The following is a 15100-nucleotide window of genomic DNA, read 5'->3' on the forward strand; positions in this document are numbered from 1 at the left end:
GTCACATCAATGCCGGCAGTATACCCGAGGGGGAGTCTGACAGCATCCGTTGACCCTTTGCCACGACAGGAATTGGCAATCCATGTCGTGATGGGCAATGATGTTCGTAGTGCGTTGTTTTCTCAGGATTTGCCCATTATGCTGAGGAGATAACAATCACGAGGATGCGGGGGTCCGTCAGACGACAAGAGGTCATCTGACAGCCGCATCACGATCACCCTTCCCGCAAGGGTGCAGGCATGGAGAGATCCGATGACCAAGTCCGAGCTGATCGAACAGATAGCCATGCGACAGCCTGAGTTGTCGCTCAAGGATGTAGAAGCCGCCGTTCGCATCATCCTCGATGATGTCACTGATGCGCTGGCCCACGGGGGGCGCGTGGAGATTCGGGGGTTCGGCAGCTTCTCGCTGCACTACCGTGAGCCGCGTCTGGGACGCAACCCGAAGACCGGAGAGCCCGTCCAGCTGGACGGCAAGTTCGTCCCGCACTTCAAACCGGGCAAGGAACTGCGCGAACAGGTCGATGCCAGCCGCGCGCTCGGCTACTGAGCCCACAAGGCATCGGCCTGGCCTCAGGCCGCACGGCTGACGTCGAGACTCACGGCTTGCCCGGTGATACACTCGCCAAGCGATGATTCACGACTGCATTTCATGACAAGGAAACCGTTATGCGCTGGCTAAAAGGTCTCGTTCTGGCCGTGATCCTGCTGATCGTTCTGCTGGTCGGCATCCTGTTTGCCGTTCACAACCAGCAAACCGTGCCTCTCGACCTCATCTGGCTCGAGCTGCCGGCTGCCTCACTTTCCATGTGGCTGCTGTTTTCACTGGCCATCGGCGTCGTGCTCGGCATGATCGCCATGACCGGCATGTATCTGCGCCTGCGCACGCTGTTGACCCGCGCGCAGCGCCGCAACCAGCAGCAACGCAAGGAACTGGACCAGCTGCGCATCCAGGAGATCAAGGAAGTGGCATAAATGCCTGACCTGATACTGCTGGGACTGCTGATGGCCGCCATTGCCATCGGGTTCTGGCTGGGGCGACGTGATCGTCGCCCCATTACGCAAACTCCCGCCCCTGCCACCTTGTCCCGCGACTATTTCGTTGGCCTCAATCATCTGCTCAACGAGCAGCCTGATCGCGCCATCGAAACCTTCGTACAGGCCTTGGAAGTCAACAGCGACACGGTCGATACCCACATCGCGCTGGGTAACCTGTACCGCAGTCGCGGGGAGGTCGACCGCGCCGTCAAGATCCACCAGAATCTGCTGGCACGCCCGGCCCTCGACAGCGAGCAGGGCGAACGCGTACAGCTGGAACTGGCCCGCGACTTCATGCGCAGCGGTGTCTACGACCGCGCCGAGAAGCTGCTGGAAACCCTCCTCAAGCAGGCCCAGCACGATGACCATCGTCGCGCTGGCCGACGCCTCCTGATCGATCTGCTCGAGCGTGAGCGAGAATGGGAGGCTGCCCTCGAGGTCGCGCACCCCATCCTGCGTCAGGAAGGTGGCATCCGACGCGCCGCCGCCCACTGGCACTGCGAACTGGCGGCCCTCGATATCCTCGAAGGCAGTCAGGCGGTGGCGCGCAAGCGCCTCAAGCAGGCACTCTCCACGGATGAGAAGTGTGTGCGCGCCAACTGGATGCTGGCCGAGATCGAATACGAGCATGCCAACTACAAGCAGAGCATTCGCCTGCTGCAGCGCATTCCGCGTCAGGACACCGGTTTCACTCCCATCATTCTCGAACCGCTCGGCAAGGCATTCCACATGCTGGACGACGAAAGCGGACTGGTGCGCTATCTGCAGCAGGAAGTCGAGCGCGGCCCCTATACCACCACGGTGGTCAGTCTCGCCCAGTTGATCGAGCGCCGGGAAGGAGTCGAGGCCGCCGTCAGCTTCGCCAGCGAGCAATTGCATCGTCACCCCAGCCTGCGGGGTGTCGACTATCTGCTCGACCTGTACCTGCTGGATGCCGATGAGCGCGAGACCCAGCGCTTCAGCCTGCTCAAGCGCCATACCCAGCAGCTGATCGAGGCACGCCCTCGCCATCGCTGCCACCGCTGCGGATTCGAGGCCTCGATGCTGCTGTGGCAATGCCCGAAATGTCGCCACTGGGGTACCGTCAAGCCGATCACCGGACTGGAGGGCGAATGAGCCCCCGCATTCCGTGACTCGCTCATCTGGACCAGCCCGTCAGCTCAGCCCGTCAGACCAAGCACGCCAGACCAAGTGCGCCCGAGCAGAAGGCAAGACGCCCCCGCCGCTTTCGCGACGGGGGCGTCTCGTCATTCCAGGGCCTGAAAGCCCTCGACTCTCCAGCTTGTCAGGCGACGCGAGGCCCACGCAGACGCGGTGACAGCGTCTCTCCCGCCCCGCAGGCCAGCACGATGGCCCCCAGGAAATACGGCCAGTCCTCTAGACTCAGGGCCGCCACGCCAAGCGCATCAATGAAGATCGCCACGATGCAGATCGGGCTGACATAGCGAATCATGAACAGCCAGATACGGTAGCCTCCCTCACTCAGATCCAGCTCATCGCGCAACATGCTGCTCTTGAAGACGAAGCCGGCCAGCAGCGCCATGGCGATGCCACCGATCGGCATCATCCAGCGCGAGGTCAGGTAATCCAGCCAGTCGAAGAAGTGCTTGCCGGCCAGGGTCCAGTCCGCGCCCAGATTGAAGGACAGCATCGCGAACATCGCGACCAGCCACAACACGCTTCCGGCAAGCCACGATGCCTTGGTGCGACTCATGTTGCGGTTCTCGCTCAGCCAGGCGACGGTGGCCTCGATCATCGAGATCGCGGACGTCAAGGCGGCAATGGAGAGCATGGCGAAGAACAGTACCCCGAACAGCTGACCGAAGGGCATCTGGTTGAAGGCCACCGGCAGGCTCATGAAGATCAGCCCCGGACCGGAGGACGGGTCCATGCCATTGGCGAAGATGATCGGGAAGATCGCGAGTCCCGCCATCAGCGCCACCAGCGTATCGGCGATCGCGACCGTGAAGGTGGTGCGAGCGATGGAGGTCCCTGACGGCAGATAGGAGCCGTAGGTCAGGATGGCGCCGGAGGCCAGCGACAGGGTGAAGAAGGCATGCCCCAGCGCGGCCAGCACGCCCTCACTGCTCAATCGGGAGACATCGAAGTCGAACAGGAAGTGGAAGCCTGCCGAGAAGTTGCCGGAGGTCAGGGCGTAGCCGATCATGATCAACAGCATGATCACCATGCCCGGCATCATCCAGCGCACGCTCTTCTCGACCCCCTCCTGCACGCCACGCCCGACGATCAGCATCGTCACTACCGTCACCAGCGTCGCCCAGCCACCCAGTGCCCAGGGATTGGCGTTGCCAGCCTCGAAGATACCGCCCAGCTCAGCGACGCCATGTCCGGACAGCGACCCGCTGGCCATCTTCCACAGGTAGCTGAAGGACCACCCCGCGACCACGACATAGAACGACAGGATCATGAAGCCGGCCAGCATCGCCATCCAACCGAAGACCTTCCACAGCGGGCTGGCCCCCGCTTCCCGGGCCAGGTTGGCGATCGCCTCGATGGGGCTGCCGCGACCACGACGCCCGAAGGCGATCTCCGCCATCATCACGGGCACGCCCACGGCGAGAATGCAGGCCAGATACACCAGCACGAAGGCGCCTCCGCCATATTCACCGGTGATATAGGGAAACTTCCAGATATTGCCCAGCCCTACCGCGGAACCGGTAGCTGCAAGGATGAACCCCCAGCGACTGATCCAGAGATTCTTGGGTTGCTGTCTTGCCGTCATGGAATACCTTACGAGTTATTGTTGTGAGCCAGTGGTGATCGATGCAACGCCTTGCCGTCTCGGGTGCTCACGCAGACCATTTTACTGATAAGAAGGATGTTCGTCCGCGATTCCTGTGGAAAATCCCCACACGCACCTCGCAAAACGTCTGCGATAGCGCCATTACCAAGCGACGCCATTCACTCTACATCAGCCACTGCTAATTGGTAACATTTGAAACGACCATCAGAGCAGGCGCTTGGCAAGGGAAATCCCTGTCGGGCGAGGTTCGGTGCGGAAGCCGACATCGACGAGTCACTGGAGTAAGCTCATCCATGAGCGCACCTGAAAGCGCTAGCGGCAGAGCCTCGGAATTCGCTGAGCTGACAGGTCTCTCGCCCTCTCAAGCAGCGCAGACAAGGAGTCGTCATGCATCGTCAATTCGCGGTGATCGGACTGGGGTATTTCGGCAGTACCGTCGCGCGGGAGCTCAGGCGCCACGACCATGAAGTGCTCGGCGTGGATCTCGATGAGAAACGTCTCAATGCCATGGCGGACCTGCTCAATCAGGCCGTCATTGCCGACCCGACCGATGAGCATGCCCTGCGTGAGCTTGGCCTCGAACAGTTCGACGCCGTGTTGATCGATCTGGCCGACTCGATGGAGCAGAGCCTGATCTGCGCGCTGCTGGCCAAGGAACTCGGTGCCAGGGAACTGTGGGTCAAGGCGACCTCGGATGCGCATCACAAGCTGCTCAGCCGTCTGGGCGTGGATCACATCGTGCACCCGGAGTACGACCTGGGCGTGCGGGTGGCGGAAAGCCTCGCCTATCACGCCATGGTCGACTTCATCCACCTGGGCGATCACCAGTTCGTGGTCGAGCTGGAGGTCAGCGAGCGTCTGTGCGATGACTGCCAACAGCTCGATCAGCTCCCCATCGATGAGGACATCAGCGTGATCGCCTTGCGCAAGGGCGCGACACTCGATCGCAAGCCTTCCGGCAGTACGCAGTTGTCCGCTGGCGATCATCTGGTACTGATCGGCGAACTGAGCGCGCTGCGCAAGCTGGGGGCGCATCTGTGAGGCAGCGCTACAGACGCTATCTTCGCCCCCTGACCCGTGGCCCACGCGGACCCATCATCCACCTGTCGCCTCCGGAGATCCTGCTGGGCGGCTTTCTGGGACTCAGCATGCTGGGGGCCTGCCTGCTGAAACTGCCAGGCATGCATCAGGAGGGCCTCAGCTGGCTGTCGGCACTGTTTACCGCCACCTCGGCGGTGACCGTCACCGGGCTTTCCGTCACCCCGCTCAGCGAGTTCACCTTCGCCGGGCAGGCCGTCGTGCTGGTATTGATCCAGCTTGGCGGCCTCGGTTTCATGACCATCGCCGCCCTGTCACTGGTGATGCTGGGGCAACGACTGCCGATGCATCAGACCAGCCTGCTGCGTGAAGCGCTCAACCGCAGCAGCTCACGCGAGATCGGCCGACTGCTCAGGGTCATCACCGCCTTTGCGGTGACACTTGAACTGGGCGGCGCTCTGCTGCTGGCGCTCGAATGGGTGCCACGCCATGGTTGGGGACGCGGCATGTGGCTGAGCCTCTTCCACTCGGTCTCGGCCTTCAACAATGCCGGCTTCACCCTGTGGCCGGACAGCCTGTTGCGCGAATCCCGCAACCCGCTGGTCGCAAGCGTCATCAGCCTGCTCTTCATGACGGGTGGCATCGGCTTTGCCGTGATCGGCGAACTGCGCGAGCGCAGGCGTGAGCATGGGTGGCGCGTGCTGCTGCACCCCTCACGCTTCTCCGTACAGACACGCCTGGTGCTGGAAGCCACCATCGCACTCAACCTGTTGAGCCTGGTGGTGATACTGGCGCTTGAATGGGGCAACCCCGATACCCTGGCAGGCATGCGTGAACATGGCGAACGCTTCATCTCGGCAGCCTTCATGGCAGTGACGCCCCGTACCGCCGGCTTCAGCATGTTCGATACCTCCGCGATGACACAGGCCTCGACCCTCTGGACCATGGCGATGATGTTCATCGGTGGCGGGAGTGGCTCGACGGCCAGTGGCATCAAGATCACCACCTTCGTGGTGCTGCTGCTGACCACTCGCGCCTTCCTGCGCCAGAGACACTCACCGACCCTGCATGGCCGCCGTATCGGAGACGAGACTGTCTTCAAGGCCATCGCCGTGGCCTTGGCCGGCATGCTGTTGATCTTCAGCATGCTGTTCGGGCTGACCATCACCGACCCCGACCACGACTTCCGGTCGTTGGCCTTCGAGACGGTCTCGGCGTTCGGCACCGTGGGACTGAGCCTGGGGGTGACGCCGGAGCTTTCCGCTCCCGGACAGTGGTTGATCATCATCACCATGTTGCTGGGACGCACCGGCCCGCTGGCACTGGGTTACCTGCTGGCGACCCGCAGCCGTCCCGGCGTCAGCTATGCACGCACCGAACTCTCCATCGGCTAGGCAGCACGACTTGTCTGACGCACTTTCTCTCCCCCTGAACGACGAAAGCCCCGATGCAGGGCATCGGGGCTTTTCACTCGAACGACAGGAGCGGCGAAGCTGTCAATGGCTCAACGGCAACGGCTTCGACCAGCGACCTCAGTGATCATCGTCATCATGATGATCATCGTGGTCGTCATGCTCCTCAAGGCGCTGATGGGTATGGCCTTCGCCATCGTACTCATCCACCCGAGCCTTGAGTTTCTGGCCAGGACGGAAGGTCACCACGCGACGCGCGGAGATCGGAATCTCCTCGCCTGTCTTGGGATTGCGCCCCGGACGCTCGCGTTTGTCACGCAGATCGAAGTTGCCGAAACCGGACAGCTTCACCTGTTCGTTCTCACGCAGGCAGCCACGAATCTCATCGAAGAAGACTTCGACCATCGACTTGGCTTCGCGCTTGGACATGCCAAGCTCTGCATGGAGATGCTCGGCGAGTTCCGCCTTGGTCAACGCTCCCATGTCCGCTCCCTCGTTCAAGTGGCGACTCATGCTCTCAGCGCCGCCCCGAAACGTGTGTGGCCATCGGCGACGATCGCATCGACTAACTGATTGATTTCCTCATCATTCAGCGTGCGCGAAGGATGCTGCCAGGTCAAGCCCAGAGCGAGCGACTTGTGACCATCGGCTACCCCCTGGCCCTGATAGACGTCAAACAGGCGCAGATCCGTCAGCCATTCCCCGGCTTGCGAGCGGATGGCGTCGAGCAGCGATTGCACGTGCACGCCCTCTTCGACCACGAAGGCCAGGTCACGACGCACTTCCGGATACCTGGAGAGCGGTGTAAAGCGCGGCAGACGGCCCGCACAGGCAGCGGCCAGCGTGATCTCGAACACGAACACCTCGACCTTCAGGCCGAGTTCGGCACGCGCCGCCGGGTGCAAAGCCCCCATCCAGCCTGCCGGCTCGCCGTTGTAGAACAGCTGAGCGGACTGACCCGGATGAAGCGCCGGATGCTCGGCAGCCTCGAAACGCCAGGCATCCAGGTTGCCGCCCAGTGCCAGCAGTGCCTCGACATCGCCCTTGAGATCGAAGAAGTCGACCTTGTCACGACCGCCATTCCAGCCTTCCGGCAGACGTGCACCGGTGATCAGGCCACCGATCATCGGTGTCTGCTCGAGGGAGTCCAGCTCACCACGGAACACAAGCCCGGTCTCGAACAGGCGCACGCGCGACTGCTGACGATTGAGGTTGTGACTCAGTGCCTTGACCAGCCCCGGCAGCAGCGAGCTGCGCATCACGGCCATGTCGCTGGAAATCGGGTTGGCCAGTGCCGGCGCGACTCCGTGCGGGTCCAGCGTCTTCTGCAGCTCAGGCGCCACGAAGCTGTAGCTGATCGCTTCCTGATAGCCCCGCGCCACCAGCTGACGACGCAGGCTGGTCAGCGGCTGGGTGGTCTCATTGGCCACGGCCGGTGCCAGGCGCGCGTTCGGGCGGCTGACCGGCAGATTGTTGTAGCCATGGATGCGCGCCAGCTCCTCGATCAGGTCAGCCTCGATGCTGACATCGAAACGCCAGCTCGGCACCGTCACCTGCCACTGGCTCTCGCCATCGGCCACGACCTGCATGCCCAGACGCTCGAGGATCTCGACGATCTCGGCATCCGGCAATGCCATGCCCAGCGTGCGCTCGACACTGGCGCCGCTCAGGCTGACGACGGCGGCCTTGGGCAGCGCTGCGTCGCTTGCGACCTCGATGATCGGGCCCGGCTTGCCACCGGTGATCTCGAGCAGCAGAGCCGTCGCCCGCTCGATGGCATCACGCTGCAGCTGCGCGTCCACACCCCGCTCGAAACGATGCGAGCTGTCGGTGTGCAGGCCATAGCTGCGCGCCTTGCCAGCCACGCTCAACGGCGCGAAGAAGGCCGACTCGAAGAAGATGTCGCGCGTCTCGCCGTTCACGCCACTGCCTTCGCCGCCCATCACGCCAGCGATGGCCAGCGGGCCCTTCTCGTCGGCGATGACCAGGGTGTCGTCACGTAGCGCGACTTCCTGACCGTCGAGCAGCGTCAGCGGCTCTTCAGCGGCCGCCATGCGCACCTCGATGCCACCGTTCAGGCGCGCCAGATCGAAGGCGTGCATTGGCTGGCCGAGCTCGAGCAGCACATAGTTGGTCACGTCGACGACGGGGTCGATGCTGCGGATACCACTGCGACGTAGACGCTCTTCAAGCCACAGCGGAGAGGTCGCGGCAACATTGACGTCACGCACGACCCGCCCCAGATAGCGAGGGCACGCCTGGGAGGCGCTGACGGTGACAGGGAAGGTATCGTCGATCTGGGCGGCGACCGGCTCGATGCTCGGCGCCGTGACGGCCAGACGGTTGAGCACGCCGACTTCGCGCGCCAGACCCTTGACGCTCAGGCAGTCGCCACGGTTCGGGGTCAGATCGACCTCGATGGCATTGTCATCAAGGTTGAGGAAGGCGCGAGCATCGTCACCGACCGGAGCATCAGCAGCCAGCACCATGATGCCGTCAGAGGCTTCGGCTTCCAGACCCAACTCGGAGGCACCGCAGATCATGCCGCGGGATTCGACACCGCGCAGCTTGGCCTTGCGAATCTTGAAGTCGCCCGGAAGCTTCGCGCCGACTCGAGCGAAAAGCACCTTCTGGCCGGCGGCAACGTTCGGCGCGCCACACACGACCTGCACCAGCTCACCAGAGCCATCATCCACCTGGCAGACATTGAGGCGATCAGCCTCCGGATGCGGTTGCTTGTCCTTGACCTCGGCCACGACCACACCGGTGAACTCACCGGCAACCGGCTCGATACCATCGACTTCCAGACCGGCCATGGTGACCTGATCGGCCAGCTGCTGGGTGTTCAGTTCCGGCGACACCCACTCACGCAGCCACTGTTCGGAAAATTTCATCTTGCTGTCCTGTTCCGTAAGTTCACGCCCTCACGGCGCGATACGTGAATGAGTGCCTAGCTGAACTGGCGAAGGAAACGCAGGTCATTCTCGAAGAACAACCGCAGGTCATTGACGCCATAACGCAGCATCGCCAGACGCTCCACGCCCATGCCGAAGGCGAAGCCGCGGAAGCGTTCGCTATCGATACCGGAGTGACGGAAGACTTCCGGATGCACCATGCCGCAGCCCATCACCTCGAGCCAGCCGGTGTGGGAGCAGACACGACAGCCGTCACCGGCACACATCACGCACTGGATGTCGACTTCGGCAGACGGCTCGGTGAACGGGAAGTAGGACGGACGGAAACGGACTTCCAGATCATCGCGCTCGAAGAAGGCATGCAGGAACTCTTCGACGGTGCCCTTGAGGTCAGCGAAGCTGACGTTCTCATCTACCAGCAGACCCTCGACCTGATGGAACATCGGGGTATGGGTCAGGTCAGAGTCGCAGCGATAGACACGACCCGGGCAGACGATGCGCAGCGGCGGTTCACTGGCCTTCATGCTGCGCACCTGCACCGGCGAGGTATGCGTACGCAGCAGACGCGTGGCGTCGAAGTAGAACGTATCGTGCATCGCACGTGCCGGGTGATGCGACGGGATGTTCAGCGCTTCGAAGTTGTGGTGGTCATCTTCGATCTCCGGGCCTTCGGCAACCCCGTAGCCGATGTGCGCGAAGAAGCTCTCGATGCGCTCAAGCGTGCGCGTCACCGGGTGCAGGCCACCCACTGGTTCGCCGCGTCCCGGCAAGGTGACGTCGACGCGTTCAGCAGCCAGTCGTGCATTGAGCGCTGCCGTTTCCAGCGTATTGCGACGTGCATCCAACTCGCCACTCAGCAGCTGCTTGGCTTCGTTGATGGTCTCACCGGCCTTGGGACGCTCTTCGGGGGACAGCTTGCCGAGGCCCTTGAGCAGTGCGGTGATCTCGCCCTTCTTGCCGAGAAAACGTACCCGTACCTCGTCGAGGGTCTGGACGTCTTCGGCCGCCTGGATCGCGGTGCGTGCTTCGTCCACCAGGGTGGAAAGATGTTCCATCCGTTCAGCTCCGATCGCTTGAGTCACTGGCGCGGCAATGTCCGCCACCAATGGAAGTCGCGCCGACCCGAGGGTCGGCAGGGAGAGCGCTCCGCCTGCGGTGAGTCACACAGACGGTCGCGCCCTTGCCAGAGACCGGCCCACAACGCGGCCAATCCCGTTCATGTCACTGCTGACCCACCGCCGATTCTCTGACGGCAGGCCAAACAAAAACAGGGGAAGAGCGGCTGCTCTTCCCCTGTGACGTAACACGTCATCTCGATACCGCCTGAGTTGCCCAATGCAAGCATTCGACAGTCACGCCTCGACTCACCACTCGCGTGGCTGGCCGGTGCCGGGCGACATCTGATCCGGTCACTTACTGAGCAGCCTTGGCCTTCTCGACGATGGCAGCAAAGGCAGCTTTTTCGTGAACCGCGATATCGGCGAGGACCTTGCGGTCGATCTCGATATTGGCCTTCTTCAGGCCAGCGATGAAGCGGCTGTAAGACATGCCATTGATGCGGGCCGCAGCGTTGATACGCGCGATCCACAGGGCACGGAACTGACGCTTGCGGACACGACGGTCACGGTAAGCGTACTGGCCGGCCTTGATGACAGCCTGCTTGGCTACGCGGAAGACGCGTGAACGCGCTCCGTAGTAACCCTTGGCCTGCTTCATGATCTTCTTGTGACGGCGACGTGCGACGACGCCACGCTTGACGCGGGACATAGCGTACTCCTGATATTAAGAAAGTTGGACCGAGGTAAGGACGGCTTACAGGTTCGGCAGCATGCGCTGGATCAGCGCCTTGTCTGCAGCGTGAACCTGCTTCATGCCACGCAGCTGACGCTTACGCTTGGTCGACTTCTTGGTCAGGATGTGGCTACGGAAGGACTGCTTGTGCTTGAAGCCGTTGGCAGTCTTCTTGAAGCGCTTGGCAGCGCCGCGGTTAGTCTTGATCTTCGGCATGAGTATTAACTCCGCTCGGTTTCTTGAGAAAATCCAAGGCCGACAAAAAGAGCCACGCCCGCAAGCGTGACCCTGATATGTCCGTTCTACTGCCTGTGGATCACTTCTTTTTCGGCGCGAGAATCATGATCATCTGACGGCCTTCCATTTTCGGGAAGGACTCGACGGTCACGAGTTCACCGAGGTCGCCGGCGATACGTTCCATCAGCTTGCGGCCGATGTCCTGATGCGCCATTTCACGACCACGGAAGCGCAAGGTAACCTTGCCCTTGTCTCCGCCTTCGATGAAGCGAGTCAGGTTACGCAGCTTGACCTGATAATCGCCTTCATCGGTACCAGGACGGAATTTGACTTCCTTGACCTGGATTTGCTTCTGCTTCTTCTTCTGAAGATTCTTCTGTTTCTTCTCATCGAAAAGAAACTTGCCGTAATCCATGATCTTGCAGACGATGGGATCGGCATTGGAAATCTGGACGAGGTCGAGCCCTGCCTCTTCGGCCTTGGTGAGCGCTTCTTTCGTCGGCACTACGCCGACCTGCTCTCCATCTGCGTCGATGAGGCGGACTTCGTCCGCACGAATACGGTCATTGATGGGAGCCCGCTTTTCCTGGGGGCGTCCGCGCTGATTATTCCGCTTGATCGTTGCGTCTCCGTTTGGCTGAAATTCGTTACTGTCAGACCTGTTCTTCCTTCAGGCGTTCCATGAATTCTGAAACTTTCATGGTGCCGAGGTCTTCACCGGAACGGGTTCTGACAGCTACTGCATCAGCTTCCACTTCCTTGTCGCCGACGACGATGAGGTAAGGAACCTTCTGCAGAGTATGCTCACGGATTTTAAAGCCGATCTTCTCGTTCCTCAAGTCTGCTTTGACACGGATGTCATGTTTCTCGAGGCGAGAGACCAGATCCTTGGCATATTCTGCCTGGGAATCCGTGATGTTCATCACGACAATCTGCTCCGGGGCGAGCCAGAAAGGCATCGCGCCAGCGTGGTGCTCGATCAGTATGCCGAGGAAGCGCTCGAAGGAGCCGAGAATCGCACGGTGCAACATGACCGGAGTGCGACGCTCACCGCTTTCATCGACGAACTGGGCACTGAGACGCTCAGGCAGATTGAAGTCGAGCTGTAGCGTACCACATTGCCAGACACGATTCAGGCAATCTCGCAGGGAGAATTCAATCTTTGGTCCATAGAAGGCGCCTTCGCCCGGCTGAAGCTCCCACGACAGGCCGGTCGCATCCAGTGCCGCCTGCAGGCCAGCCTCGGCCTTGTCCCAGGCTTCCGGCTCACCGATGAACGACTCGGGGCGTGTCGAGAGCTTGAGCTCGACATCCTCGAAGCCGAACTGACGATAGACTTCCAGCGTCAGTCGGATGAAGTCTTCCGCCTCGGACTGCACCTGATCATCGGTACAGAAGATGTGAGCATCGTCCTGAGTGAAACCACGCACACGCATCAGGCCGTGCAGAGAGCCTGAAGGCTCGTTGCGATGACAGGAGCCGAACTCGGCCAGACGCAGCGGCAGATCGCGGTAGCTCTTGAGCCCCTGATTGAAGACCTGGACGTGGCACGGGCAGTTCATCGGTTTGACGGCGTACTCACGCTTCTCGGACTCGGTGGTGAACATCAGCTCGTTGTAATGCCCCCAGTGCCCGGACTTCTTCCAGAGCGAAAGATCGACGACCTGAGGGGTCTTGATCTCCTGATAGCCGTTGGCTCGCTGTATCCGGCGCATGTACTGCTCGAGCACCTGATACATGGTCCAGCCATTCGGGTGCCAGAACACCATGCCCGGTGCCTCTTCCTGCATGTGGAAGAGATCCAGCTTCTTGGCCAGCTTGCGGTGGTCGCGCTTCTCGGCTTCCTCGAGACGCTTGAGGTAGGCCTTGAGCTGCTTCTTGTCCGGCCAGGCGGTGCCATAGATACGCGTCAGCATTGGCTTGGTGGAATCACCACGCCAGTAGGCACCTGCCAGCTTGAGCAGCTGGAAGTGCTTCAGGTGACGCGTGTTCGGCACGTGCGGGCCACGGCACATGTCGGTGTATTCTTCATGGTGATACAGGCGGATGGTATCGCTCTCACCGATGCCTTCGATGATTTCCTGCTTGTACGGCTCTTCACGCTTCTCGAAAGCGGCCATGGCCTCGTCACGCGAGACGTACTCGCGGACCACGTCGTACTCGCTGTCGATCAGCTGCTTCATGCGCTTCTCGATGGACTCGAGGTCTTCCGGCGTCACGGAGCGACCGAAATCGATGTCGTAATAGAAACCGTCATCGATGACCGGACCGATGGCCATCTTGGCATCCGGATAGAGCTGCTTGACGGCATGACCGATCAAGTGGGCGCAGGAGTGACGGATCACGTCCAGGCCTTCGGCATCACGGGCCGTGAGAATGGCGACGTCAGCATCTTCGGTGATCATGTCGGCGGCATCGACTTCGACGCCGTTGATCTTGCCGGCGACACACGCCTTGGCAAGGCCGGGACCGATGGATTCGGCCAGCTGCATCACGGAAATCGGAGTATCGAAGGTACGCTGGCTGCCGTCAGGCAGGGTAACGATAGGCATGAAGGAGTCCTTGCATTCAGTGGTGGCCCTTACCAAGGGTCACGTGAAGCGAATTTAGCCGAGCGCCTGGGGCGTCGGCTCGATGGGGTGGTACGGATCATGGACGGAACGGTTGCCGTCCCCGGCCTACGATGCCAGGGGAAGCTGCCGTGATGGCGCAGAGCGCTGACGCGCCGGCCACACATCACGGACGCACGGACCGATGGCCCATGATCGAGACAAGACCTTAGCAGCCCACTCAAATAGCGTAAAGACACACCCATGAGCAGGTACATGAACCTGAAGGGGGAAACGCAGACGGGGCGCCCGAAGGCGCCCCGTCTGATTCAGCTTACCGCGATGGGCTTACTTGACTTCAGCAAGCTCGACGCGACGGTTTTCAGCACGACCTGCAGCGGTGTCGTTGCTGGCAACCGGCTGCTCTTCACCGTAACCCATGGTTTCCATGCGGTTGGAACCGACACCTTCAGAGGCCAGGTACGCCTTGACGGAGTCAGCACGCTTCTGGGAGAGCTGCTTGTTGTAGGAGTCAGAACCCACGGAATCAGTGTGACCTTCGATACGGACACGAACGTTCTCGTTGGACACCAGCTTGGCAGCCACACCGTTCAGCACTTGCTCAGCGCCGGAGGTCAGCTTGGCGGAGTCGAACTCGAAGTTCACGTCGCGCAGCACGAGGTCAGCGACACAGCCCAGGGCGTTGACCTTGGCACCTGCCGGAGTGTTCGGGCACTGGTCCTGGTAGTCCGGCACGCCGTCACCATCGGAATCCAGCGGGCAGCCTTTCGCGTCAACAGTGACGCCGGCCGGGGTACCCGGGCACTGGTCCTTGTAGTCAGCAACGCCGTCACCGTCGGTGTCCAGCGGGCAGCCTTTCGCATCGACTGCGACGCCTGCCGGAGTACCCGGGCATTCGTCACGATCGTTCGGCACGCCATCGCCGTCGTCGTCCATGGACTTCGGAGCGTCGTCAGCACACAGCAGTGCACCGGCAGTCGCGCCGCCCACGGCACCCAGAGAAGCGCCGGTGTCTTCGTCGCTGTCGCCAGAGACGCCGTAACCAATCCCCCCACCGATCAGGCCACCGGCCAGACCGCAGACGAACGGCTGGCTGTACCACGGCTTCTCAGCGGATGAGGACTGGGAAGCAGAGCTTGCACAGCCAGACAGGCCAACAACCAATGCAGACCCCAGAACCAGGCCAGTCGTAGATCTTTTCATGTAAGACTCCTTCTTTACACAGCGCTATTTGTAACGGGGTGTTACGCAGCGGCTCCGAGTATAAGAGCCGAACTCGTTACGGTGAAAGGAATTTTATATACCTCATCCCTTTAGAAGAAAGCACATCTGAGTG

14 protein-coding genes are annotated in these 15100 nt (G+C 61.4%); 5 read left to right on the forward strand and 9 right to left on the reverse strand.

Annotation, left to right across the window (positions count from 1 at the left end; all coding sequences use genetic code 11):
* Positions 1 to 252: 252 nt before the first annotated feature.
* From BOH68_RS12245 to lapB, 3 genes are all read left to right on the forward strand, one after another.
* Positions 253 to 549 carry an integration host factor subunit beta gene (locus tag BOH68_RS12245; RefSeq protein WP_077374621.1) on the forward strand — a complete coding sequence of 99 codons (297 nt, stop codon included), beginning with the start codon at positions 253 to 255 and terminating at the stop codon, positions 547 to 549.
* A gap of 119 nt (positions 550 to 668) precedes the next feature.
* On the forward strand, positions 669 to 974 hold the full coding sequence (locus BOH68_RS12250) for a lipopolysaccharide assembly protein LapA domain-containing protein (RefSeq protein ID WP_077374623.1): 306 nt from the start codon (positions 669 to 671) through the stop codon (positions 972 to 974).
* Complete coding sequence (gene lapB, locus BOH68_RS12255; protein WP_077374625.1) at positions 975 to 2153, forward strand: lipopolysaccharide assembly protein LapB; 1179 nt, start codon at positions 975 to 977, stop codon at positions 2151 to 2153.
* Between the two features lie 169 nt (positions 2154 to 2322).
* On the opposite strand, the gene BOH68_RS12260 is transcribed toward lapB, so the two are convergent.
* A complete protein-coding gene (locus tag BOH68_RS12260) occupies positions 2323 to 3780 on the reverse strand; it encodes a sodium-dependent transporter (RefSeq protein ID WP_077374627.1) in 1458 nt (485 codons plus the stop codon).
* 408 nt (positions 3781 to 4188) lie between these two features.
* On the opposite strand from BOH68_RS12260, the gene BOH68_RS12265 reads away from it, so the two are divergent.
* Together BOH68_RS12265 and BOH68_RS12270 are read left to right on the forward strand one after the other, a co-directional pair.
* Entirely contained in the window at positions 4189 to 4842 is a 654-nt protein-coding gene (locus tag BOH68_RS12265; RefSeq protein WP_077374629.1) for a potassium channel family protein, read from the forward strand.
* Positions 4839 to 6233 carry a TrkH family potassium uptake protein gene (locus BOH68_RS12270; RefSeq protein ID WP_077374631.1) on the forward strand — a complete coding sequence of 465 codons (1395 nt, stop codon included), beginning with the start codon at positions 4839 to 4841 and terminating at the stop codon, positions 6231 to 6233. Before BOH68_RS12265 ends, BOH68_RS12270 begins: the two co-directional genes overlap by 4 nt.
* Before the next feature lie 138 nt (positions 6234 to 6371).
* On the opposite strand, the gene ihfA is transcribed toward BOH68_RS12270, so the two are convergent.
* From ihfA to BOH68_RS12310, 8 genes are all read right to left on the reverse strand, one after another.
* The gene (gene ihfA, locus BOH68_RS12275; protein ID WP_103751403.1) at positions 6372 to 6734 is read right to left on the reverse strand and encodes an integration host factor subunit alpha; all 363 of its coding nucleotides are present in this window, start codon (positions 6732 to 6734) and stop codon (positions 6372 to 6374) included.
* A gap of 26 nt (positions 6735 to 6760) precedes the next feature.
* A complete protein-coding gene (gene pheT, locus BOH68_RS12280; protein ID WP_077374633.1) occupies positions 6761 to 9145 on the reverse strand; it encodes a phenylalanine--tRNA ligase subunit beta in 2385 nt (794 codons plus the stop codon).
* Positions 9146 to 9201: 56 nt separating this feature from the next.
* A complete protein-coding gene (gene pheS, locus BOH68_RS12285; RefSeq protein ID WP_077374636.1) occupies positions 9202 to 10221 on the reverse strand; it encodes a phenylalanine--tRNA ligase subunit alpha in 1020 nt (339 codons plus the stop codon).
* A gap of 358 nt (positions 10222 to 10579) precedes the next feature.
* Positions 10580 to 10933, reverse strand: coding sequence for a 50S ribosomal protein L20 (rplT, locus tag BOH68_RS12290; RefSeq protein WP_043335644.1), 354 nt, complete (start codon positions 10931 to 10933; stop codon positions 10580 to 10582).
* 45 nt (positions 10934 to 10978) lie between these two features.
* Entirely contained in the window at positions 10979 to 11173 is a 195-nt protein-coding gene (gene rpmI / locus BOH68_RS12295) for a 50S ribosomal protein L35 (protein WP_043335648.1), read from the reverse strand.
* A 100-nt stretch (positions 11174 to 11273) separates the two neighbouring features.
* Positions 11274 to 11813 (reverse strand): translation initiation factor IF-3, encoded by a 540-nt coding sequence (gene infC / locus BOH68_RS12300; RefSeq protein WP_077374638.1) that lies wholly within the window; start codon positions 11811 to 11813, stop codon positions 11274 to 11276.
* Between the two features lie 34 nt (positions 11814 to 11847).
* Entirely contained in the window at positions 11848 to 13746 is a 1899-nt protein-coding gene (gene thrS / locus BOH68_RS12305) for a threonine--tRNA ligase (RefSeq protein WP_077374640.1), read from the reverse strand.
* A gap of 345 nt (positions 13747 to 14091) precedes the next feature.
* Complete coding sequence (locus BOH68_RS12310; RefSeq protein ID WP_065392602.1) at positions 14092 to 14967, reverse strand: OmpA family protein; 876 nt, start codon at positions 14965 to 14967, stop codon at positions 14092 to 14094.
* Between the last annotated feature and the right edge of the window lie 133 nt (positions 14968 to 15100).

Origin of the sequence: Cobetia sp. MM1IDA2H-1 (assembly GCF_002916775.2) — a bacterium.
GTDB classification, from domain to species: Bacteria; Pseudomonadota; Gammaproteobacteria; order Pseudomonadales; family Halomonadaceae; genus Cobetia; species Cobetia marina.

Coding starts and splice junctions, on each gene's coding strand:
- BOH68_RS12245 (WP_077374621.1), top strand. CDS start 253: ATGACCAAGTCCGAGCTGATCGAACAGATAGCCATGCGACAGCCTGAG.
- BOH68_RS12250 (WP_077374623.1), top strand. CDS start 669: ATGCGCTGGCTAAAAGGTCTCGTTCTGGCCGTGATCCTGCTGATCGTT.
- lapB (WP_077374625.1), top strand. CDS start 975: ATGCCTGACCTGATACTGCTGGGACTGCTGATGGCCGCCATTGCCATC.
- BOH68_RS12260 (WP_077374627.1), bottom strand. CDS start 3,780: ATGACGGCAAGACAGCAACCCAAGAATCTCTGGATCAGTCGCTGGGGG.
- BOH68_RS12265 (WP_077374629.1), top strand. CDS start 4,189: ATGCATCGTCAATTCGCGGTGATCGGACTGGGGTATTTCGGCAGTACC.
- ihfA (WP_103751403.1), bottom strand. CDS start 6,734: ATGGGAGCGTTGACCAAGGCGGAACTCGCCGAGCATCTCCATGCAGAG.
- pheT (WP_077374633.1), bottom strand. CDS start 9,145: ATGAAATTTTCCGAACAGTGGCTGCGTGAGTGGGTGTCGCCGGAACTG.
- pheS (WP_077374636.1), bottom strand. CDS start 10,221: ATGGAACATCTTTCCACCCTGGTGGACGAAGCACGCACCGCGATCCAG.
- rplT (WP_043335644.1), bottom strand. CDS start 10,933: ATGTCCCGCGTCAAGCGTGGCGTCGTCGCACGTCGCCGTCACAAGAAG.
- rpmI (WP_043335648.1), bottom strand. CDS start 11,173: ATGCCGAAGATCAAGACTAACCGCGGCGCTGCCAAGCGCTTCAAGAAG.
- thrS (WP_077374640.1), bottom strand. CDS start 13,746: ATGCCTATCGTTACCCTGCCTGACGGCAGCCAGCGTACCTTCGATACT.
- BOH68_RS12310 (WP_065392602.1), bottom strand. CDS start 14,967: ATGAAAAGATCTACGACTGGCCTGGTTCTGGGGTCTGCATTGGTTGTT.